This is a genomic window from Flavobacterium granuli (assembly GCF_900129705.1).
Taxonomy (GTDB): Bacteria; Bacteroidota; Bacteroidia; order Flavobacteriales; family Flavobacteriaceae; genus Flavobacterium; species Flavobacterium granuli.
On sequence record NZ_FQWO01000001.1, the window covers coordinates 382,868 to 403,468 of the forward strand.

The window sequence follows — 20,601 nt, forward strand, 5'->3', positions numbered from 1 at the left end:
TACAAATCAGAGTTCCAAATCAATTTTCACTGTACCATCAAATCCCTTCTCTACTATCTCTTTAAGGGTTTGCAGTTTAATATTATTACCATAATCAGTTTCTACTTTCGATATATAACTCCTTTTCTTACCCACTTTTTGAGCTAATTGTTCCTGAGTTAATTGCCGTTGCTCTCTGGCTTCTTTCAGCATCTCACCAATATGTCTACCCGATATTTTCATCTTAAAGTGATTAAAAATAGACTTTACTATTATTGTACAAATGTAATTTAAAAGTTGCATTGAACCAACTGTTAATTGTAGAAAAAGACCTCTGGTTTTAGAACTTCTGCTTTGGACAGCCTCCTTCTAAAAAGCCACTCAACGCCAAATAATACCTCTGACTGCCACTTTTTTAGACTGCCTCAATTTCCATAACACCTTTGTCCCGAAAGCCTACAAGGTGTGGGTCAAGGATTAAATTAATGTGTTTCAATTATGGAAAAACAAAGAAAAAAAGTTTTGCTGACAGCCGCCGTGGCTATGTTGTCAGAAATTGGTGCCTTCGCACAGGGAAACGGCACGGCTGGCATCAACGAGGCTACCCAAATGGTAACGTCCTATTTCGAACCCGCAACCCAATTAATTTACGCCATCGGTGCGGTCGTGGGCTTAATCGGAGGCGTTAAGGTGTACAACAAATTCAGTTCGGGCGACCCCGACACAAGCAAGACGGCGGCATCGTGGTTTGGTGCGTGTATCTTCTTAATCGTTGCGGCGACTGTTCTGCGTTCATTCTTCCTTTAATCTTTTGCCTTATGAACTACAATATCAACAAAGGCATTGGGAGAACGGTGGAATTTAAGGGACTGAAAGCACAATACCTGTTCATATTCGCAGGCGGACTGCTCGGTACGCTTATCCTCGTGATGATACTGTATATGGCAGGTGTAAACTCTTATATCTGCCTGTTCCTCGGAGCAGGCGGTGCTTCGCTCATTGTGTGGCAGACCTTTTCACTGAACAGGAAGTACGGCGAACACGGACTAATGAAAATCGGAGCAGGAAAAAGACATCCCCGATACATCATCTGCCGCAAGCCTGTACATCGCTATTTAAAATTCACTCCAAAATCGAATGCCCTATGAGAAACGTATCAAAGACAACAACACTGGAAAACAAATTTCCTTTGTTGGCAGTAGAAAACAACTGCATTCTTTCCAAAGATGCAGACATTACCGCCTGTTTCGAGGTGCGTTTGCCAGAACTGTTCACGGTAGCTTCTGCGGAATATGAAGCCATTCATTCCGCCTGGCACAAGGCTATCAAGACTTTACCGGATTTTACGGTCATTCACAAACAGGATTGGTACATCAAAGAAAACTACACTCCCGATTTGGCAAAGGAAGACCAAAGTTTTTTGGCTAAATCCTACCAACGCCATTTTAATGAGCGACCGTTCCTAAACCATTATTGTTACCTGTTCCTGACCAAGACCACTAAGGAAAGAATGCGGATGCAAAGCAACTTTAGTTCGCTTTGCAAAGGTACGCTGATACCAAAGGAAATCAGGGACAAGGAAACGATACATCGCTTTATGGAAGCCGTTGCACAGTTTGAGCGTATCGTGAACGATAGTAGTTTTGTAAGCCTGCGACGTTTGACCGAAGAAGACATTATTGGTACGGATGAAAAGCAGGGATTGCTGGAACAATACCTTACACTATCAAAAGAAGCTGGAGCACCAATGCAGGACATCGCACTCTCAGCGGAAGAAGTTCGTATCGGGAACAAAAGGTTGAGCCTGCATACTTTGTCCGATACGGACGACCTGCCGGGAACCGTTTCGGCTGATACCCGTTTTGAAAAACTATCTACCGACCGGAGCGACTGCCGTTTATCGTTCGCTGCACCTGTTGGATTACTGTTAAGCTGTAATCATATTTACAATCAATATTTATTCTTGGATAACAGTGAATCCAATCTCCAAAAGTTTGAGAAGTCCGCAAGGAATATGCACTCTTTGGCAAGGTATAGCAGAGCAAACCAAATCAACAAAGAGTGGATAGAAAAATACCTGAACGAAGCACATTCGTTCGGTCTTTCTTCCATAAGGGCACACTTCAACATTATGGCTTGGTCGGAAGACCCTGCAGAACTGAAACAGTTGAAGAACGATTGTGGAAGTGCGCTGGCACTAATGGAGTGTAAGCCCAGACACAACACTACGGATGTAGCCACTTTGTACTGGGCAGGAATGCCGGGCAATGCAGGCGATTTTCCGAGTGAGGAAAGTTTTTACACTTTTATAGAGCATGCATTGTGTTTCTTCACAGAAGAAACGAATTACCACAATTCGCCCTCTCCTTTCGGTATCAAAATGGCTGACCGCCTGACCGGAAAGCCTATCCATCTGGATATATCGGATTTGCCGATGAAACGTGGTATTATCACGAACCGCAATAAGTTTATACTTGGCCCGTCAGGTTCGGGAAAATCTTTCTTTACCAACCATATGGTTAGGCAGTATTACGAGCAGGGTGCACACGTGCTTCTCGTAGATACAGGTAATAGCTATCAGGGCTTATGCGAACTCATCAAAGGAAAAACCAAAGGCGAAGACGGCGTTTACTTCACTTATACAGAAGACAACCCGATTGCCTTTAACCCTTTCTATACCGATGATGGCGTGTTCGACATTGAGAAGCGTGAAAGTGTCAAGACTTTGATACTGACACTCTGGAAACGTGATGATGAACCACCAACCCGTTCGGAAGAAGTGGCATTGTCCAATGCCGTGAGCGGCTATATCGAACGCATCAAACAGCACAGCGAATTTCCTTCCTTCAATGGTTTTTATGAATATGTAAAAAGAGATTACCGCGAGGTATTGGAAGAAAAACAAGTTCGTGAAAAAGACTTTGACATCGCCAATTTTCTTAATGTATTGGAACCCTATTACAAAGGTGGTGAGTATGATTATCTGTTGAACTCCGATAAGCAGTTAGACCTGCTTTCCAAACGCTTTATCGTGTTTGAAATTGATGCGATTAAAGACCACAAAATCCTTTTTCCCATCGTGACCATCATCATTATGGAGGTCTTCATCAACAAAATGCGCAGGCTCAAAGGTATCCGTAAACTCATACTGATTGAGGAAGCGTGGAAAGCCATTGCCAAAGAAGGTATGGCGGAATACATAAAATATTTGTTTAAAACCGTCAGAAAATATTTTGGTGAAGCGATTGTGGTAACGCAGGAGGTCGATGATATTATCCAGTCACCCATCGTCAAAGAAAGTATCATCAACAATAGTGATTGCAAGATCCTTTTGGATCAACGCAAATATATGAACAAGTTTGATGATATACAGGCGATGCTGGGGCTTACGGATAAGGAAAAAGGGCAGGTACTTTCTATCAATATGAACAACGATGCAAGCCGACTCTACAAAGAGGTTTGGATAGGTTTAGGTGGTACGCATTCGGCAGTTTATGCCACCGAAGTTAGTTTGGAGGAATACCTCGCATACACAACAGAAGAAACCGAAAAACTGGAAGTGATGCAATTAGCTTCCGAATTGGACGGAAACGTAGAACTCGCCATTAAGCATATCGCAATGGAAAGGCGGGACAAAGCAAATCAATAATCATTAATATTTTAAAATTCAAGAAAATGAAAAAAATCCTTTTTATGGTGTGTACGGCACTAATGCTCGCCGTAGCACCGTCAGCGAAAGCACAATGGGTAGTAACCGACCCTACAAATCTGGCATCGGGTATTCTTAACAGTGCGAATGAAATTATACAGACTTCCTCCACGGTATCGAATGTAATTAAAAATTTCAAGGAAGTGGAAAAGGTGTATAAACAAGGTAAGGAGTATTACGACAAGCTACAAGCTGTAAATAATCTCGTAAAAGATGCCCGTAAGGTACAGCAGACCGTACTGCTTGTTGGTGACGTATCCGAAATGTATGTACAAAATTTCGGTAAGATGATGAACGACCCAAATTTTTCTGCACAGGAATTGGCCGCTATCGCCAACGGCTATTCGGCACTATTGAATGAAAGTACCGAACTGCTGAAAGAACTCAAACAGATTGTAAGCTCATCAAGCCTTTCGCTGAACGACAAAGAGCGTATGGATATTATTGATAGAGTGTACAAAGAAGTAAAAGAATACCACAGTTTGGTACGCTACTACACCAATAAGAATATCTCCGTGAGCTTTTTGAGAGCAAAAAAACAGAATAATACCAAAAGAGTGCTTGACCTCTATGGAACTCCTAACCAAAAATACTGGTAAGCTATGGAATTTCAAAATCTTCACGAAGTCCTACGCTCATTATACGATGAGATGCTTCCACTGTCCGCCGATATGGCGGCAGTGGCTAAAGGAGTAGCAGGTTTGGGAGCTTTGTTCTATGTCGCCATAAAAGTATGGCAGGCTTTGAGCAGAGCTGAACCCATTGATGTGTATCCTTTGCTCCGTCCGTTTGCTTTGGGGATTTGCATTATGTTTTTTCCAACTATGGTACTGGGAACAATCAATGCCGTGTTAAGTCCAGTAGTACAAGGCACACACACAATCCTCGAAAATCAGGTGCTTGACCTCAACGATTTACAGGCTAAAAAAGACCTGTTGGAAAGGGAAGCGATGTTGCGAAATCCCGAGACGGCTTATCTCGCTTCTGACGAGGAATTTGACAAGAAGCTCGAAGAATTGGGCTGGTCGCCCTCTGATTTGGTAACAATGTCGGGAATGTATATGGAACGTGGTATGTACAGTATGGAACAGACTGTAAAGAATTGGTTTCGCAATCTATTAGAGGTACTATTTCAGGCAGCAGCTTTGGTTATTGATACCATACGGACGTTCTTTCTAATCGTCCTGTCCATACTAGGGCCGATAGCTTTTGCGATAAGCGTGTGGGATGGTTTTCAGGCTACACTCACACAATGGCTGACCCGATACATCAGTGTTTACCTGTGGTTGCCCGTGGCAGACTTGTTCAGTTGTATGCTTGCCAAAATACAATCCCTCATTATCGAAAAGGATATAGAAATGCTTGCCGACCCGAACTATATCCCCGATACATCCAATACTGTGTACATCATTTTTATGATAATCGGTATCGTGGGTTACTTCACTATCCCTACGGTAACAGGCTGGATTATTCAGGCAGGCGGTGCAGGAAACTTTACCCGTAACGTAAACCAAACGGCAATGAAATCAGGCAATATAGCTGGAGCTGGAGCAGGTTCAACAGTTGGAAATATCGGTGGCAAGTTAATGGGAAAATAAAAAACAATCAAATCATTTAAAAATGGAATTTAAAACACTCAGAAATATCGAAAACAGTTTTAGACAGATACGGCTATATGCCATTTTATTTGCCACACTCTGTCTAAGCGTGGTAGGATTTTCAATATGGAAATCGTACAGCTTTGCAGACGAACAACGCCAAAAAATCTATGTGCTGGATAATGGGAAATCGTTGATGCTTGCCTTATCGCAAGATGCAAGCATCAACCGACCTGTGGAAGCAAGGGAACACGTCAGGCGTTTTCACGAGCTTTTCTTTACGCTTGCTCCCGACAAGAATGCTATCGAAAGTAATATGAGCAGGGCATTCAACCTTGCCGACAAAAGTGCTTTTGACTATTACAAAGACTTGTCAGAAAAGGGTTATTACAACAGAATTATTTCTGGTAATGTTCAGCAACGCATCGAGGTCGATAGTGTTGTATGCAATTTCGACACCTATCCTTATGCGGTGCACACCTACTCCAAACAGTTCATTATCCGTTCGAGTAACGTAACCAGACGTAACCTAATTACTTCCTGCTATCTCGTAAACTCTGTCCGTTCGGACAACAACCCGCAGGGCTTCAATATTGAAAAATTTGCGGTGATTGAAAACAAGGATATAGAAGTAATTGAACGTTAAAAGCTAACGATATGAAAAAAATCAGGGAAAATATGGACAGGTACTTTGACAAACTGGACGAACATTGGCGGGCATTGCCCTTGCGAAAACAGCACCAATACACGCTTTATTTTTTTGTGGGGTATCTACTGCTTACCGCAGGTGTCATTTGCAAAGTAGGGTACGATACCTCAAAGTCTGGTAACGATATGATCATTAAGCATATCGAAAACCCTGTCCTCAAAAAAAGTGAAAGTCCTGCAAGATTGCAGGACACATTATTAACAATTCTAAAAAATAAGATTTATGAAAGAAAATGAGAACAAAAAGTCGGTTGTTCGGGTAACCGAGGGGAACCCGTCAGCAACTGCTGATGTACTGCAAGACGGTACACAGAACAAAGTCGAAAAACTCAAAAAGCCACTCCTATTTGTTTTGATGGGTGTCGTGTTTCTCGGCTGTATGTACCTGATATTTAAACCGTCTTCCGATAAAAAGGAAATTGAAAATATCGGATTGAACGATGAAGTACCAGAGGCTACCGGAGCAGGAATGCCTGCCAACAAAGGCAAGGCGTATGAGCAGGAAATGCTAGAACATAAAGAGCAGGAAAAGCGTAATGCTTTAACTACACTTTCTGACTATTGGAATACCGAAGACAAAGAAGAACCGATAAATGAACAACTTCCTGAAGAAGAAGAAAGCAACAGCAATGGAGGTGGCAGAAGTTCGGGAAGAAACGGCAATCCTGTATTAAGCAGTTACCGCAATGCACAAAGTACATTAGGTTCATTTTATCAGGATAACAATTCGGAAACAACAGAACTCCGTAGGCAACTGGACGAGCTGAAAGAAAAGCTGGCTGAAAAAGAGGTGCCTAAATCTGTAACCGTTGATGACCAACTTGCCCTAATGGAGAAATCCTATCAGATGGCGGCAAAGTATCTTCCAACGGGTACAAATTCGACAGCAACTCCACCTACTAAAAGTGCAGGTACAGCTACGACAGGTTCAACTCAAAAAGAAAATTTTGTAGCATTTACGCCTGCAAGGAAAAACACAATATCAGCATTGTACCGTGAGCCTACCGACAGTACTTTTTTAGCCGATTGGAGCGAAACAAGAAACCGAGGATTTTACACTGCTGGTTCTATTGAGCAAGCGGTACAACCGAAAAATAGTATCAAAGCCTGTGTACACGATGCACAAACAGTTATTGGCGAAACGGGAGTAAGATTACGATTGTTAGAACCTGCCCAAACGTCTGGACGTACCATTCCGAAAGGAACGATTGTAACGGCTAATGCCAAAATTCAGGGAGGACGATTACAGTTAAAGGTTACTTCCATAGAACTGGACGGAAACATCATCCCGGTGGAGATTACGATTTACGATTTGGACGGACAGCAGGGCTTGTACGTTCCGTATTCGCCGGAAATGAATGCCCTTACCGAAATGGCGGGCAATATGAGCCAGCAATCCGGGACGAGCCTGATGCTTACCCAATCAGCAGGACAACAGGTTGCGGCTGATTTGAGCCGTGGTGTTGTACAGGGTATTTCGGGCTATTTCGCCAAAAAAGTACGAACACCGAAAGTTACCCTAAAGGCAGGGTATCAGGTTTTCCTTGTATCCAAACAATAATGTTGAACTCAATAAATAAAACAATGAAAAATCTTTTTAGAACATTCTGGGCATCTGCCCTGACCATCGGCTATGCCGTAACCTCTTTCGCACAGGACAGTGCAAATGCAAAAACTCCGCTTGCTTTGGGTAAGATAGAACCGTACCGTATGGAAGTTACCTACGATAAAACTTCACACCTGATTTTTCCGACTGCCATACGATACGTGGATTTGGGAAGTGAGTTCCTAATTGCTGGAAAAGCGGAAGATGCTGAAAATGTATTGCGTGTAAAAGCATCGGTAAGGGATTTTGAAGCGGAAACTAATTTTTCTGTTATCACGAATGATGGACGTTTTTACAGCTTCAATGTGCATTACAGTTCCTGTCCCGAAGCGTTGAGCTATGACCTGCTGACAATGCAAAAGGCAGTGGACAAAGAAAACGGAAACGACGTCCTTTTTGAAGAATTGGGGAATAATTCGCCGTCATTGGCAGGCTTGCTTTTAGAAACCATTTACAAAAATGACAAACGTATTGTAAAGCATATCGGGGCTATAAGTTTCGGCATTCAGTTTACCCTCAAAGGCATCTACATCCACAACGGAAAATACTATTTCCATACAGAATTGAAAAACCTTACCAATGTGCCTTTTGGGATTGATTTTATCAATTTTAAGGTAGTAGATAAGAAAGTCGCAAAACGTACCGTAGTACAGGAACACCCGATGATACCACTTAGGACATACAAACCATTGGACGAGATTGGTGGAAAAACGACCGAACAAAACGTGTTCCTGTTAGACCAATTTACCATTGCCGATGACAAGGTACTGCTGATTGAGATTTTCGAAAAGAACGGTGGCAGACATCAAACGCTTCAGATAGAAAATTCCGATTTAATTAAAGCTCATTTGATTGACGATATGCACCTGAAATTTTAATAACCTTTTAAAGTAAATAATATGAAAAAGTATATCTATACCGTGATGTTCCTCTTTATGGTCATCACGGTTACACAGGCACAAAGAATGTTGCCTAAACAGAAAGGACTGGAGGTAAATGTTGGGATATTGTCCGATGATAAAATCGGTAATGACTACTACATCAATATTGGTATGACCGTAAACGGTAAAAATGGCAATTACCAACTTTGGGCGTTGGAATATACGCACCAATACCAAAATTATAAAGACCTCCGCATACCGCAGGAAACCTATACTGCCGAGGGCGGTTACAGTTTCTTTCTGTTGGGTGATGCCCGTAAGAACATCACGCTAAACTTTGGAATAACAGGCGTATTAGGTTACGAAAGTATCAACCAGGGCGAAACAATGTTGTATGACGGGGCAAAAATATTGAGCGAGGATAACTTCATCTACGGAGCTGGCGGACGGTTCACTTTTGAAACGTACCTGTCCGACCGATTTGTGTTAGTCCTGCAAGGACGTACAAAGGTTCTATGGGGTACGGATTTGGAACAATTCCGACCGTCAGCAGGTGTTGGATTAAGGTTTAATTTTTAAAAACAGAAACAATGATAGCAATATTCAATAAATTCAGAATAGGATTACTGCCAATATATGTACTCTTGGCAATCCTCACAGCTTCGGTTTCTTTAGTATCTTGTAGCAAAGACGATGAACTCGAAATACAAAACGATTTTCCTTTCGAGGTAAACATAATGCCTGTACCTACAGCTATTGCCAATGGGCAGACGGTAGAAATACGCATTACTATACAACGAACAGGGAATTACAGCAACACGCAATATTTTCTCCGTTACTTCCAATTTGACGGACAAGGTACATTGCGGTATTATGACGAACCGCCGTACCTGCCGAACGATTTATACCCGTTGCCTGTGGAGCAGTTCCGGTTATATTATACTTCGGCTTCTTCCGTATCACAATCCTTTGAGGTTTGGATTTCGGACAGCTTCGGGAACGAGAAAAAATTGAGCTTTAAGTTCAATAGTAGTGATTAAAAGCGATTGTAAAAAAACAAAACCGACAACATTAGGTCGGTTTTTTGCTTTTCGGCTTTCGATATAGATGTTTTTGTTTAAATTTACTTGATTTATAATCTCAATAAGTATGAATGCAGTTACTTCTCAATTAGTGTTAGGTATTATTCCTCTTGTTACGGGGATAGGGCTTGTCTATTGGATAAGCCGTAGAAAATTTTATAGGCGTAATGCGGTTGGTGCAGAGGGATTTTCTAGCTTTGAAGCATCTGTATTTACCCGTTTTATAGAACGAATCGGTAAATGGGTTGCCTACGCTTTGATTATCATCGGTATTCTTCTTATTTGGTCATATACACAAATGAAAAAAGACAAGGAAAAACAGAAGCAGAAAGTTAAAACAGAACAACCTGTCCCACGCTGACACATATTCTTCTGATAATTTAAAACAAAATCGGATAGCCTTTTGGGTTATCCGATTTTTTATTTGTGGCAAAAGTAAACTGCCAAATACTACCTTTCAAAGCCAACAGGTGCAACATTTCCGAACCTTGTAATAAGCCTTTATAAATTCGACTTTCACAGAAAAATGGAGCAAGCTATGGAAGTTATCGCAATACAAAAATCCGTATTTGACGGAATGAAAAATGAGTTTAAGGAACTTTTGGAACTGACCGAAAATGCCACTCGGAAATATACCTCGATTTTCAAAGAAGAGAAATGGCTGGATAACCAGGAAGTGTGTCTGATGATGAATATTACCAAACGTACTTTACAGACCTATAAAGACAAAGGTTTATTGCCTTATTCCAAACTGAACCGCAAGAATTATTATAAACTCTCGGACGTACAGGCTTTGCTCGAAGCTGGACAACCATACAACACCAATGACAATGGATTTACTGACGAATGAAGCCGAAGAAATCATTGAACAACAGCAGATGATAATGCAGTTGAGAAGCCGTATCGAAGAAATATTAAAGAATTACCGTCCTGTAATGAATGGAGAAATATACTTCTCTGGTCAGGAGGTATGTGAGTTGCTACACATTAGTAAGCGTACTTTACAACAATACAGGGATGATAAAATACTTCCTTATATCCAGATAGGCGGTAAGATTATTTTCAAGCAATCAGATATACTCTTAGTACTTGAGCAAAATTACATAAACAAAGCTAAATGCTTATAAAAGTTCTTTATTCAATCGTTGAAGTCTGATTGTGTATCATTAGAGAGTTTAGTATCTTTGTAGCAATATATAGAAAAATATTAAAGTGTTTTTACTTTAAGTCCCACATTGAAAACTGGTAATTTTTAAGACAACGGGACAAATAAGGAGGAACGCTCATGCCATTGGCGTGGGCGCTCACTTATTCGTTGTCGGGCGTACCAGTGCCTCAATGTTCGGTAAGTGTAGTTTGCCTGCGTCTTCTTTTTTGTGCAGGCTACATCAACTCAAAAAAGGTATGATATGAAAACTGGTATAGCACAACAAAAAAACACCCTAGCCTTTATCAATGATAAAAGCCCGATTTTGGATTTGACCTACAACAACCTCGTTGCTTCAGGAATTGAAGTATTGTTTCGTTCAGAAAACATTAAAGACGGACTATCTCAATTATCCACTTTAAAAACACTTCCCCAAGTGTGTGTTATTGATCTCGATTTTTATGATAAGAATATATTGGCACAGCTTCAAGAATTGAGGACACAATACCCAACAATAAAACTGATTTCCCATAGTGATATTGATACCGAAAAAGTTGTAAACCCTCTTTTGGAAATAGGTTTTGCAAGTTATCTGCTCATTGGTAGCGATGTAGACGATTTTAAAAAAGCTATCGAAGGAGTTTCTAATGGTAAAAGATATTTTAGTATGGGAGTAGCGGAAATTGCTAAAGAATATTTTCGCAACAACTAAGGTTGCCTTTTTAAATCTGTAATTTTTATTTGAATAATATTAGTGTCATTTATTCCGAGTTGTAGCAATGTTTCTTTGTGTATTTGCTTTTCAAGCTCACTGTAATATGAAACACTCCAAATTACATTTTCGTTTAGTTTTGCTTTCAATATTTCAAAATATTTTAAATCAACTTCTGATATAGAATGTCCCAAAACAATAACTTTTTCGACTTCCGTAATACTTGTAAAAAAATCAATATTGTTTTCTATAATTGAGGCTGTATTTTTAAATGCCGTTGTGTAATAAGATAGTATTTCTTGTTTGGCGCTTTCATAAGAGTAATCATATTCATCAGCTTTTTGTTCTCGCCATTCGTAAAATTCTTCTTCGCTTAAACCTTGTGGCGGTTCTTCTTCTTTCTCAATAAAATTTGACGGGTCGGTTCCGTGTCCTAAAATTAGCATACAATTGTCTGCATCGGCTCTGTTATGAATATAAGTTATTCGTTCCTCGGGAACACCGTAGCTTTCCTGTAATGTTTCAGTATAATTGAAATTTAAAAAATGGCTATCGTCTTCCAATTCAATTAGCGTATCATCAGGAATGTTTTCGTATTCGACTTCGAGGATGAACCTATTAAAATCGCTAATTAGATTGGTGGTTAAATCTTTGATGATTAGTTCCATCTCTATCTGATAACTATGCCAATCTCTATCTCGAAAATCTTCAGCTCCAGGGCGAGCAATTAAATCAGAATTATCGTCCAATACTGTTAAGTAATCTAAATCAGCTAATGCTTGCTCAAATCTTGACCATAAAGCATATTCTTCATCTGTCAATTCGGGATTTGTAATATCAGGAAGTCCATAATAATTTAATAAAAGGTCATAAACCTCACTGTTATTTTCAGCCAAGTAGTTCGCAAAACTTTGATATCTTGTGTCTAATTTATGATGGATGTCAAATCCATTACCGATAATGTATAATATTTTCATTAATTCAGTTGTTTAATCTATTTTATAAGGTTACAAACCACTACGTTTTCCAAATATTGGACTTAGTTTGTCCCAAAATTGCTGTTCAAGAATTTCGACAATGAAACGCTCTACCATTTCTTCACTTTCTGAAATGACTTCGTATGCTGAAATTTTCAAATCGTATTCCAAACAATTGTCCCACTTGCATAAATGCAAACTATAAACCCGAGTTCCCTCTGTGCCAAGATGGTTTTTAATTCTTGTTTTGAAATCTGTCGTTGAGCTTCCAACATATAATATATCTGATGATGTTTTATTGTATCTGGATAGATTAACACGGTCTTTATTTTTTATTTTTAGCTTATTTGATGAATGGTAATCTTCAAAATATTCAATCAATGTGCTTATAGTTTTTGTGGACTGAACTTGAAATATATAAATAAGCGGATTATTGCTTTTCGGAACTTTATATAAGTGTTTTTTTATGGTTGCTCTATCTCTAAATTCTGAGGAATGAAAAGAGATTTCGCAGAATGGTTTAACCGTAATTCTTGAGATTTGGTCAGCTGTATTCAACGCAAACTTCTCTGATTGCTTTACAATGTCTTTTGTGTCAATTTTCATTTAATTTATTTTCTTTCGTTTTAAAGTGTTCAATTTCACTTTTTCTTTACTTAATTCGTCATCCCAGAAAAAAACTGCCGACTTATGATTTCTATTTTGCGAAGAGGGATAAATAACTCCCGATATTTTATTCTTTCTGTTTTTATTAAATGGATACCTTAGAAATTCTGTTACAACTTGTGTTGGAACGTATTCGGTATGCTCTTTTCCATCCTTAGTAATTTGTTGAGTTATATCCCTTACAAATGAATAAAGAAATAAAACTAAGTAATATTTTTTCTTATCCTTAATTTCAAAAATACTAGGGATTTTTGGAAGCTTATTAAAATCAACAACGAACTGATTTTCTAAAGTTTCAAATTCTGCAATGGTAATATATTTTTTGTACTTATCCTCTCTACTTATTGTTTCTAAAATTGCTGTATCAATATCAAAAGCAGAATAAAACATAGATATTCCTGAAGGGCTAAACCTATTTGGATAGATTGCTCTTTTATTAGGGGGAGCAGAAATTTCCTCAAAATCAGTAATTTTTGTTTTGAAGTCGTGTTGTCGACAACGATAAAGTTTTGTTCCTGCAGGGATTACCTTTAGTATGTTTAGTTTCGATATCAGTTTGCCAACCTCTTGTAATATATGAAAAGCCTTAGATTGGTCACTATCTCCAGATGAAAAAAGATAACGAGACGTATGTTTAATGATTTCTTTGAAGTATTTCCATTGAAATTCTAAGTCATCTTTAATATTGTCGTAATACAAGTCTGGTTGAGCCCAAGCAATATCTTCAATTGAGTTAACAATGTCTTCTATAACTTCAAATGGTTCAGCATTTAACTCTATATGTTCTTGGATGAGTTCGTCAGGATTATAGATTTCTCCAAGATAACCTCCTTCTCTTGAATTGTAACTCATAAAATTGGCAGCATCTTCGTAGAAGTTTGAAATGCCATCCATAATAAATTCCATTAAACCTTCAAACTCTACAACTTTTAATTCCTTCCCACAATAATCACAATAACCATCTTCATAATTTTGTCTAATGAAGCGATTAATGCTTTTGTCATCAAAATGCTTGATACAAATATGTTTATCTGGAATGTTGCTTAAATTTCTACTTTCTAATTCTAGCCATCTTTGTTTAACTCCTCCCATTTGTCTTATATTGGAGAACAAATTTAACTAAATTAAAATTTTGATTTAACGTGTATTAAATCAAAATTCAACATCAATAGAGCGACGTTCTTTTGCTTCTTTTCTTTGGTCGCAGTTTGGAAAGAAAAGATGTCAATTCAAAACTAAAAAAGGGATACTGAATATCCCACGAAAATATCTCGCAACCTGTTTGGAAAAATAGGGAAATGAAAGAATGAAATGGAAGATTTTTAACAAAGTGGTTGCACCTTTTTAAATGCAAAAATACGTTTCCGACCGTAGTTAGGAATTGCATTTTTGCCGCCCGTCCTGATAGAGTAATCGGGGTCAGGTCAGGCGACTTTTATCGGGTGGGTGCGAAAATCTTTCAGATTGTGAAAAAATCCTTTGTATTCGGTCATTCCTCTGCGGAATAAATTCCACAATAAGGAACAACCCATTTGTGCCAATGATGAATTGATAAACAAATCTTGGTGTTCCAATGCTTCGGCAAGTGAGCAACTTGGCGTGTTGTCCTCTTGTTCGGATTGCTTCAGCAATTCGCCAAATTCATCGGTAACAAATGGCAGACTTGCCACCGTTTCGTATTTCTCTGAATGAGGTTGCTTTATGGCTCCAATAGTAGATAGTATTACTTGCCCCGTATCTTGACTGTTTCCAAAGTCTAACCAATATTTTGGTTCGTCTTGGTAGTGTCTGCGGTAGCTTATTTCTTTAAGAATTTCAGCAACGCCGAACCTCGCCTGTACATTGTCCACACAAGTAATGGTAATAGTAGCCCTTGCTTTTTCGGGTAGTCTGCCAAAGTTGTCCTTTTCAAATTTTACTGTTTCGGCTTTCCAATTTGTACCTGCCCAACGGTTGCAACGATTGATTAAAGCAACGGATTTGTATAATCCTGTTTCACTTTCTGCAAAACGCTGTCTGCCTAAATTGGCGGTGGTAATACTGTCATCGTCCCAAAGGCGAACTTGCAACCCTGAGTGTCCTAACGCTATTAAGCTCTCGTTTATTTCCATTAAAGCGGTCAATACCTTTGAGCCTGTACCACCTGCTCCGATAAGGTTTACCGAAATCGGGTTGGTAGGATTGAGTAAATAATTGTCCGTAAAATGGACTGCTGTTTTTGTAGTATTCATCACAATAGATTTTTAAGGGTTTTATTATTCTTTTTCAATACCTCTTTAGGAAAGGGTTTATCTGTATTGATTAGGTCTTTCCAAAGGGTTACAATATTTTTTCTTGTCACGTTTTCGCATAATGAATGGCTGAAATAGGAATTGAAAAAATAATGTTCCCACGCCTGTATAAATTCTTCAACCGAAGCCGAATTTTTAATATCAATACTAACAGTACCCATACATACATTGCCCTTTTCGTAAATATTGAAGAAAGGTGCGTAATGCAGTAGCGTTTTCTCGGTTGGTCTTCTGTCGTTTGTCAAAGCAAATACCATAAGACTGCTTTTACTTGCTAACCAAAGCATTGGTGGTACTTGTGCTTTGCCGTTAGGTACGCCCAAACCGTTTACAAAATATAGTTGCCGTTGCTGTGCTTTGGTGTACCAAAGTACCGTACCTTTTTCACTTGGATTGATATGCAGAATGTTAGTCGGTAAAATTCCCTTTGGCTTTAAAAAGGCTGTGCTTTTTTCTTCATCGGTCTGTAAAGCCTTTGCCAATATGTTGGCTTCTTTTACTGTCAATGGGTGGGCATTTATAGGCGTTCCGTTGCTATCCATATCAAAATGTTCCACATACATATCGGTTTCTGTTCCTGCGGTTTCATAGAAAACCAAAGCGGATTTTGGATGGTACAATGTTCCGAAATTCTCGGCTATGTTATTTACGTTGTTCATTTTTCTGTTGTTTTATAGTCATATAGCAACCCACATAAATCGTTCAATAAAGCAAACAAACGGTTCTCAAAATCAAGATCGGTTGCTGTTATTTCGCTTCCGTCAAATTGTTTGCTAATGGTTGGTTCTTCCATTGCCCCATACTCGTTAAACTCGTTGTTGATGTTATCCGAAAGGCTTTCATACAGCCAACCTTTGGTATCGGCAATAAAAGATATATACTTTTCCATTCCGATAGTTTCGTTTTCATCATCATTATTATAAGGGTCTTGTTCGGGTCTTGGTGCATTTCTGAAAATAGTTGCGTTCGGATATTCAGTATAAAGGGCAAACGTATTGCAAGCCACCTGCCAACATTCCTTGTCGAACGTATCAAGGCTTTTAAATCGGCTCAAACGCTGTTCAAATATCTTTAGATTGATACGGTTAAATAGTTTCTGTTCTATCCTGTCGCCAATATATTCTGCATTTCTTAACTCACTTTTATACGTTTCGGATTCGTCCGTTTCATCGTCCTGTTCTATCCAGTCTTTTTGCATTTCATATAGCCAATACAAATAGCTGTCTTCCTGTCTGTAATAGGGTACATCGGCAATATGATACAGATAACTGCATACCAATATAAGTAGCTGTGCGGTCTTTTTACGCTTTGGGTCATTGAGCATTTGAAAGAGTGGCATAATGGGAATATAATACAAGGTTGTACCCACATTGTAGCTTTCCTTGCTTACAAAAAATGTTTTTTTACTATTCTGTACCAATTTGAAACTATCCCAATTGATGTTGGCACGTTTTACTTTGGTTTCCATATCCCACATTGCTAATACCATATTGTAGGGAAAACCAAAATCTTTTGTCTGCATTGGTTCAATACTGTAATGTTCGGCAAGTCGGGAAAGGGAATTGTAAAAATCCCTCTCCGTTTTCTGACAAGCCTGTACGGATTGTGCCGTTTTCAGTTTAGGCAGAAACGTACACTTTAGAATACCATTGGTAGCATTGCTATTGGTACGGATTTCTGCTTGTCTTTCTGCACTTGGTTTGCGTCCTTTGGTCTTTGTAGCCAATTTGCGAACTCGCCCAACTGTCGGTGTAACTGCCGTTGTCGTTTCTGTTCGGGTAGGCTGATAACTCCCGATATAATGTTGCGTTGCATAATTCATCGTTTTACTATTTTGGTTTAACCTTTCGTACCCATTACGCTCTCAAATTTGTACTCTACTGCATCATCTTTGATTTGCGGCGCAGATACTTTTGCAGTAGTCAAAATAGGGTACAAATTGGCATAAAAATTCATTACTGCCTCCACGCTCCAACGTGGTTCGGGGTCGGTCAATCTGATGTCCTGTCCTTTATCTTTGAGTATAAAAACTCGTTCTAATTGCGTTGCTAATAACATAGTTCTCGTTTTTAAATGTTAATACTGTTCTTTTTCGTCCGTTTCATCAATGGGGTAATCGGTAGTAACTTCTTCCGCTTGTGGCAGTTCGGGTGTTGCTTCTTCCATTGCTCCAAAAAGGCTTGGCGTTCCAAACTTGTCAGACAATGATGTTTTGCGTTTGCGTATCTCGTCCGCTTTTTCAGGGAACTCCGTCATATCGGGAACTTTTATCCACGCTTCACGGAACTTACCCTCTTTTTCGAGTTCGTCAGCCTTTGCCATTCCGTCTTTAAACTTCTTGTCTTTGGCTTCCTGTTCTTTCTTTTGCTTGTCGGCTTTTTCTTTTTCCATAGCCGATTGGCGTTTGACTTCTTCCAATTGTTTTAGGAATTTTTCCATATCTACCATTAAGCCCGAAACGGTTTTGATAGGTGCGGTTATCTGTTCAAAAAATCCCTCGTCAAACTCCTGCGGTGTGGCGTTAAATGTCAATGGAGGAATACCGTTTTTGGCATTATCTCCGCATTGTTCGTTGTTGAGCATTACCGTTACTATTAGGTTGCTTTCTATTCCTTTTGAAATGTTCAGTTGCAATACTCCTGTAAAGTCCAACTGCTGTATCTGATTGAAAAAATTTGTGTTCATAGTTCTAAAATTTTAATGTGTTTGATAATTGTTCTTTGATTGCTGTCAGTTTCTCGTACATATCCGACCAATAGGCTTTTTGCCTTTTGTCGAACTCCGAAAAACTCTTGTCTTCGTGGCGGTATTCCTTGCATTCTGCTGTTATTCGGATAGCTTCATTAAGGTCTATTATTTCAATTTGGCAACCGTTCAAATCCGTTACTTTCATAGTGTGGCTATTTTTCGTTCCAAAAGAGTTTCCAATATCTCGTAATCGCTTTCGTATTCTTCGCCCTCAAAGTGGTAAGTATCGGTTTCCTCGTCAAACTGATAGGCTTCAAAATCATCATTCTCTAAATAGATGTCTTCTACTATACTATCTGTATAAGTTGCCCTACCATAAACAAGGTTTCCCATTTCCTCATAGTCCTGTACGAAATCGACTTTATACAGGTCTGCTATGTTTTGCAACACTTGGGTATTGGGCGACCATCGTGTTTCGTACTGAAAAATTCCTTCATCGCCCTCGTTCCAATAGCTATTAAAGAAGTACCCGCCATTTTTATTTGTTATGAAGTCGGGTAATTGTCCCTCTTCTTCGTCTTCTTCCTTATTTTTCATTGCTTGAAAAAGTTCCTGTATTGCTGTGATTGCTTCGGGTTTTCCCTCGAAAACAACCGTATTACTGCACCAATTAGCCATAATGTTTGTTATTAATAGGCTACCACCGATTAAGGCGGTAGCCTGTGGTTATTTAGTTAAGGTTTAGGATTTCCGCACCGTCCGTTGCAAAAGAGGTACACAAGTCAAATGCTTTCTGTGATTTGAGTTGAGCCGTACCGCCCAATACAATGCTCTGCAACTTGGCTTCGTCATTTTTGTAATTTCTTACGTTCTGATAGTAGCCTGTAACAGCGTTGTACGCTCCAAACAATGTGCCTTTTGTTGTGTCCATTTGTTGTGTGTCGCTTATCATTGCATAAGCAAATGCGTCCTCAACGGTATTTTTGAACACGGTTGAAATTTCATCTTCCGCACCTTTTTTGATTAAATCCAAAGTTTCTTTATTCGGGCAAAGTGCCAATTGGATGAGTTTTTTTACTTCTCTGTCTGTTACTTTTACCTTTGCCCACTCATTAAAAATTCCCTCTAATTGATTGCTCAATGTATCGGCAAGTCCCATAATCTTGTGAGCGTTCTCTATACGCTGTTTTGCTCCCGAAGTGTGTTTGATACGGACTACATTGGTCATATTCCGTAACGAAGCGTTAAGGGTGTTTTGACAAACGATACGGATAGGCGTAAATGCGGCTGTGATACTGCCGCTACCATCGTGCGAAGTAGTCAGGAAAATGTACTTTTCCGTTACGTCATCGCCATTGCCAACACGAATATAGTCTGGCAATTTTGCCGTGATAAATATACGTTCTCCGTTGCCCAATGCTCCTGCGGTTTCATAGAGAATACCCTCGCCACCGCCTACAATAGCATCGAAGAAATTAAAGGCTTCACGATTTTGTACAATGTGGTAATCTCTACCCACTACACCCAATACTGCATTGTTATCGGTACGGATGTTGGCGAAATAGTTAGGTACTTCCAATTCGCTACTGCCTATTTCTATGCCGTTAGCCGTTTCGATAATGCCCGAACCTTTGGTAAATAATGGGGATTTTACGACTTCGTAATCTAACCCTGCATATTTGATAGCTTCCTCGCTTGTTGGGTATTGCTCCACGATTTGCCCCAAACTGTGCCACGCTTTTTGTTGTACGCTAAAGAATGAATAATGTCCTGTTCTCTCGTTAAAATTGATATTATGTGCCATAATGCTTAAAATTTTGATGTTAAAAATGATTGAATACTAGTTGTTAGAATGGGAGGTCGTCCGCTGTTTCCTGTGCTGTAACCTTGTTGTTTTTGGTTTGTGCAGTAGCCTGTACGGTTTCGGCTTTCCTGCTACCTCCGTGCAGTTTGATTTGTGAGGTATGAAAATTAAGTCCTGCTCTTAATTCTCCGTCATTACCTGTCCACGCTCTCGTGCTTACTCTTCCCGATAGTTCTACCAATGTGCCTTTTGTGAGTAGCTTGGCTACTTTTGGAGTTATCCAATAAGAGCAGTCGAAATAGGTTGTTTGCTCTATGCGTTCGCCCGATTTGTTTTTGTAGCTGTCATTGATGGCTACTGAAAAATTTACTACTTGTTTGTCCTGTGAGGTTGTGCGTACTTCCGCATCCCTTGTCAATCTTCCTGTGATGTTCATGATTTTCGATTTTTACGTTATTGAATTTTTGTTTGATTTTTTTGCCTTGATTTTTTTTGCCTTAATTTATTCGGCAATGAGAGGAGGTGCTGAAGTTTCGTTTCACTTTTTTTGCCATTTTCAATGCTGTATTTTTTCATTTCTGACATTTTTTTTATTCGTCTAAAGAGCCGGAGTATGCTTTGTTTCGTTTCACGAGCATAAAAGGTTCGTGTTTAGCAGAAACAAGGTTTTGTCAAAAAAATACGACCCGAATGGGTGGAGATTATTTTGCAAACCCGGAGGGCAAGACCTTGTTTCTGCGTTAAGAACACGGA

General features: G+C 39.3%; 28 protein-coding genes. 15 read left to right on the forward strand and 13 right to left on the reverse strand.

Features of this window, described 5'->3' with window-relative positions; translation table 11 throughout:
* Positions 1 to 6: 6 nt before the first annotated feature.
* Positions 7 to 222 (reverse strand): helix-turn-helix domain-containing protein, encoded by a 216-nt coding sequence (locus BUB25_RS16715; protein ID WP_084089399.1) that lies wholly within the window; start codon positions 220 to 222, stop codon positions 7 to 9.
* A 255-nt stretch (positions 223 to 477) separates the two neighbouring features.
* Here BUB25_RS16715 and BUB25_RS01570 point away from each other — a divergent pair, with 255 nt between their 5' ends.
* The 15 genes from BUB25_RS01570 to BUB25_RS01640 all read left to right on the forward strand — a co-directional run bounded on the left by BUB25_RS01570 (position 478) and on the right by BUB25_RS01640 (position 11,422).
* A complete protein-coding gene (locus BUB25_RS01570; protein ID WP_072938793.1) occupies positions 478 to 786 on the forward strand; it encodes a DUF4134 domain-containing protein in 309 nt (102 codons plus the stop codon).
* An 11-nt stretch (positions 787 to 797) separates the two neighbouring features.
* Positions 798 to 1,127, forward strand: coding sequence for a DUF4133 domain-containing protein (locus BUB25_RS01575; protein WP_072938797.1), 330 nt, complete (start codon positions 798 to 800; stop codon positions 1,125 to 1,127).
* Positions 1,124 to 3,628 carry a TraG family conjugative transposon ATPase gene (locus BUB25_RS01580; RefSeq protein ID WP_072938801.1) on the forward strand — a complete coding sequence of 835 codons (2,505 nt, stop codon included), beginning with the start codon at positions 1,124 to 1,126 and terminating at the stop codon, positions 3,626 to 3,628. Before BUB25_RS01575 ends, BUB25_RS01580 begins: the two co-directional genes overlap by 4 nt.
* 26 nt (positions 3,629 to 3,654) lie before the next feature.
* Positions 3,655 to 4,287, forward strand: a complete 633-nt coding sequence (locus tag BUB25_RS01585) for a DUF4141 domain-containing protein (protein ID WP_072938804.1) — start codon at positions 3,655 to 3,657, stop codon at positions 4,285 to 4,287.
* Positions 4,288 to 4,290: 3 nt separating this feature from the next.
* Positions 4,291 to 5,286 carry a conjugative transposon protein TraJ gene (traJ, locus tag BUB25_RS01590; RefSeq protein WP_072938807.1) on the forward strand — a complete coding sequence of 332 codons (996 nt, stop codon included), beginning with the start codon at positions 4,291 to 4,293 and terminating at the stop codon, positions 5,284 to 5,286.
* 22 nt (positions 5,287 to 5,308) lie between these two features.
* Entirely contained in the window at positions 5,309 to 5,932 is a 624-nt protein-coding gene (gene traK, locus BUB25_RS01595; RefSeq protein ID WP_072938810.1) for a conjugative transposon protein TraK, read from the forward strand.
* Between the two features lie 11 nt (positions 5,933 to 5,943).
* Positions 5,944 to 6,231: a nitrogen regulatory IIA protein gene (locus BUB25_RS01600; RefSeq protein WP_072938813.1), complete on the forward strand. Its 288-nt coding sequence runs from the start codon at positions 5,944 to 5,946 to the stop codon at positions 6,229 to 6,231.
* On the forward strand, positions 6,218 to 7,555 hold the full coding sequence (gene traM, locus BUB25_RS01605) for a conjugative transposon protein TraM (protein WP_072938816.1): 1,338 nt from the start codon (positions 6,218 to 6,220) through the stop codon (positions 7,553 to 7,555). The genes BUB25_RS01600 and traM overlap by 14 nt, the downstream gene beginning before the upstream one ends.
* Positions 7,556 to 7,578: 23 nt before the next feature.
* Positions 7,579 to 8,478 (forward strand): conjugative transposon protein TraN, encoded by a 900-nt coding sequence (traN, locus tag BUB25_RS01610; RefSeq protein ID WP_072939716.1) that lies wholly within the window; start codon positions 7,579 to 7,581, stop codon positions 8,476 to 8,478.
* A 21-nt stretch (positions 8,479 to 8,499) separates the two neighbouring features.
* The gene (locus BUB25_RS01615; RefSeq protein WP_072938819.1) at positions 8,500 to 9,060 is read left to right on the forward strand and encodes a conjugal transfer protein TraO; all 561 of its coding nucleotides are present in this window, start codon (positions 8,500 to 8,502) and stop codon (positions 9,058 to 9,060) included.
* Between the two features lie 11 nt (positions 9,061 to 9,071).
* Positions 9,072 to 9,521 (forward strand): DUF3872 domain-containing protein, encoded by a 450-nt coding sequence (locus BUB25_RS01620; RefSeq protein WP_072938822.1) that lies wholly within the window; start codon positions 9,072 to 9,074, stop codon positions 9,519 to 9,521.
* Between the two features lie 109 nt (positions 9,522 to 9,630).
* Entirely contained in the window at positions 9,631 to 9,924 is a 294-nt protein-coding gene (locus tag BUB25_RS01625) for a molybdenum ABC transporter permease (RefSeq protein ID WP_072938825.1), read from the forward strand.
* Between the two features lie 177 nt (positions 9,925 to 10,101).
* Positions 10,102 to 10,413 (forward strand): helix-turn-helix domain-containing protein, encoded by a 312-nt coding sequence (locus BUB25_RS01630; RefSeq protein WP_072939719.1) that lies wholly within the window; start codon positions 10,102 to 10,104, stop codon positions 10,411 to 10,413.
* A complete protein-coding gene (locus tag BUB25_RS01635) occupies positions 10,394 to 10,690 on the forward strand; it encodes a helix-turn-helix domain-containing protein (RefSeq protein ID WP_072938828.1) in 297 nt (98 codons plus the stop codon). The genes BUB25_RS01630 and BUB25_RS01635 overlap by 20 nt, the downstream gene beginning before the upstream one ends.
* Positions 10,691 to 10,972: 282 nt before the next feature.
* Positions 10,973 to 11,422: a response regulator gene (locus BUB25_RS01640; protein WP_072938831.1), complete on the forward strand. Its 450-nt coding sequence runs from the start codon at positions 10,973 to 10,975 to the stop codon at positions 11,420 to 11,422.
* Here BUB25_RS01640 and BUB25_RS01645 read toward each other — a convergent pair.
* The 12 genes from BUB25_RS01645 to BUB25_RS01700 all read right to left on the reverse strand — a co-directional run bounded on the left by BUB25_RS01645 (position 11,419) and on the right by BUB25_RS01700 (position 20,284).
* The gene (locus BUB25_RS01645) at positions 11,419 to 12,399 is read right to left on the reverse strand and encodes a bacteriophage abortive infection AbiH family protein (RefSeq protein WP_072938834.1); all 981 of its coding nucleotides are present in this window, start codon (positions 12,397 to 12,399) and stop codon (positions 11,419 to 11,421) included. The two genes, BUB25_RS01640 and BUB25_RS01645, sit on opposite strands and share 4 nt — an antisense overlap.
* Before the next feature lie 30 nt (positions 12,400 to 12,429).
* The gene (locus BUB25_RS01650; protein ID WP_072938837.1) at positions 12,430 to 13,005 is read right to left on the reverse strand and encodes a hypothetical protein; all 576 of its coding nucleotides are present in this window, start codon (positions 13,003 to 13,005) and stop codon (positions 12,430 to 12,432) included.
* A complete protein-coding gene (locus BUB25_RS01655) occupies positions 13,006 to 14,157 on the reverse strand; it encodes a HEPN-associated N-terminal domain-containing protein (RefSeq protein WP_072938841.1) in 1,152 nt (383 codons plus the stop codon).
* Positions 14,158 to 14,489: 332 nt separating this feature from the next.
* Entirely contained in the window at positions 14,490 to 15,296 is an 807-nt protein-coding gene (locus tag BUB25_RS01660) for a PRTRC system ThiF family protein (RefSeq protein ID WP_072938844.1), read from the reverse strand.
* Positions 15,296 to 16,015, reverse strand: a complete 720-nt coding sequence (locus BUB25_RS01665) for a PRTRC system protein B (protein WP_072938847.1) — start codon at positions 16,013 to 16,015, stop codon at positions 15,296 to 15,298. The genes BUB25_RS01660 and BUB25_RS01665 overlap by 1 nt, the downstream gene beginning before the upstream one ends.
* The gene (locus tag BUB25_RS01670; RefSeq protein WP_072938850.1) at positions 16,012 to 17,178 is read right to left on the reverse strand and encodes a hypothetical protein; all 1,167 of its coding nucleotides are present in this window, start codon (positions 17,176 to 17,178) and stop codon (positions 16,012 to 16,014) included. The genes BUB25_RS01665 and BUB25_RS01670 overlap by 4 nt, the downstream gene beginning before the upstream one ends.
* Before the next feature lie 17 nt (positions 17,179 to 17,195).
* Positions 17,196 to 17,414 carry a PRTRC system protein C gene (locus BUB25_RS01675; RefSeq protein ID WP_072362451.1) on the reverse strand — a complete coding sequence of 73 codons (219 nt, stop codon included), beginning with the start codon at positions 17,412 to 17,414 and terminating at the stop codon, positions 17,196 to 17,198.
* Positions 17,415 to 17,432: 18 nt separating this feature from the next.
* Positions 17,433 to 18,041 carry a PRTRC system protein E gene (locus tag BUB25_RS01680; RefSeq protein WP_072938853.1) on the reverse strand — a complete coding sequence of 203 codons (609 nt, stop codon included), beginning with the start codon at positions 18,039 to 18,041 and terminating at the stop codon, positions 17,433 to 17,435.
* 4 nt (positions 18,042 to 18,045) lie between these two features.
* Positions 18,046 to 18,249 (reverse strand): hypothetical protein, encoded by a 204-nt coding sequence (locus BUB25_RS01685; protein ID WP_072938856.1) that lies wholly within the window; start codon positions 18,247 to 18,249, stop codon positions 18,046 to 18,048.
* Entirely contained in the window at positions 18,246 to 18,722 is a 477-nt protein-coding gene (locus BUB25_RS01690; protein WP_072938859.1) for a DUF1281 family ferredoxin-like fold protein, read from the reverse strand. Before BUB25_RS01690 ends, BUB25_RS01685 begins: the two co-directional genes overlap by 4 nt.
* A 52-nt stretch (positions 18,723 to 18,774) precedes the next feature.
* The gene (locus tag BUB25_RS01695) at positions 18,775 to 19,848 is read right to left on the reverse strand and encodes a DUF932 domain-containing protein (RefSeq protein ID WP_072938862.1); all 1,074 of its coding nucleotides are present in this window, start codon (positions 19,846 to 19,848) and stop codon (positions 18,775 to 18,777) included.
* 43 nt (positions 19,849 to 19,891) lie between these two features.
* On the reverse strand, positions 19,892 to 20,284 hold the full coding sequence (locus BUB25_RS01700) for a single-stranded DNA-binding protein (RefSeq protein WP_072938866.1): 393 nt from the start codon (positions 20,282 to 20,284) through the stop codon (positions 19,892 to 19,894).
* Positions 20,285 to 20,601 lie beyond the last annotated feature (317 nt).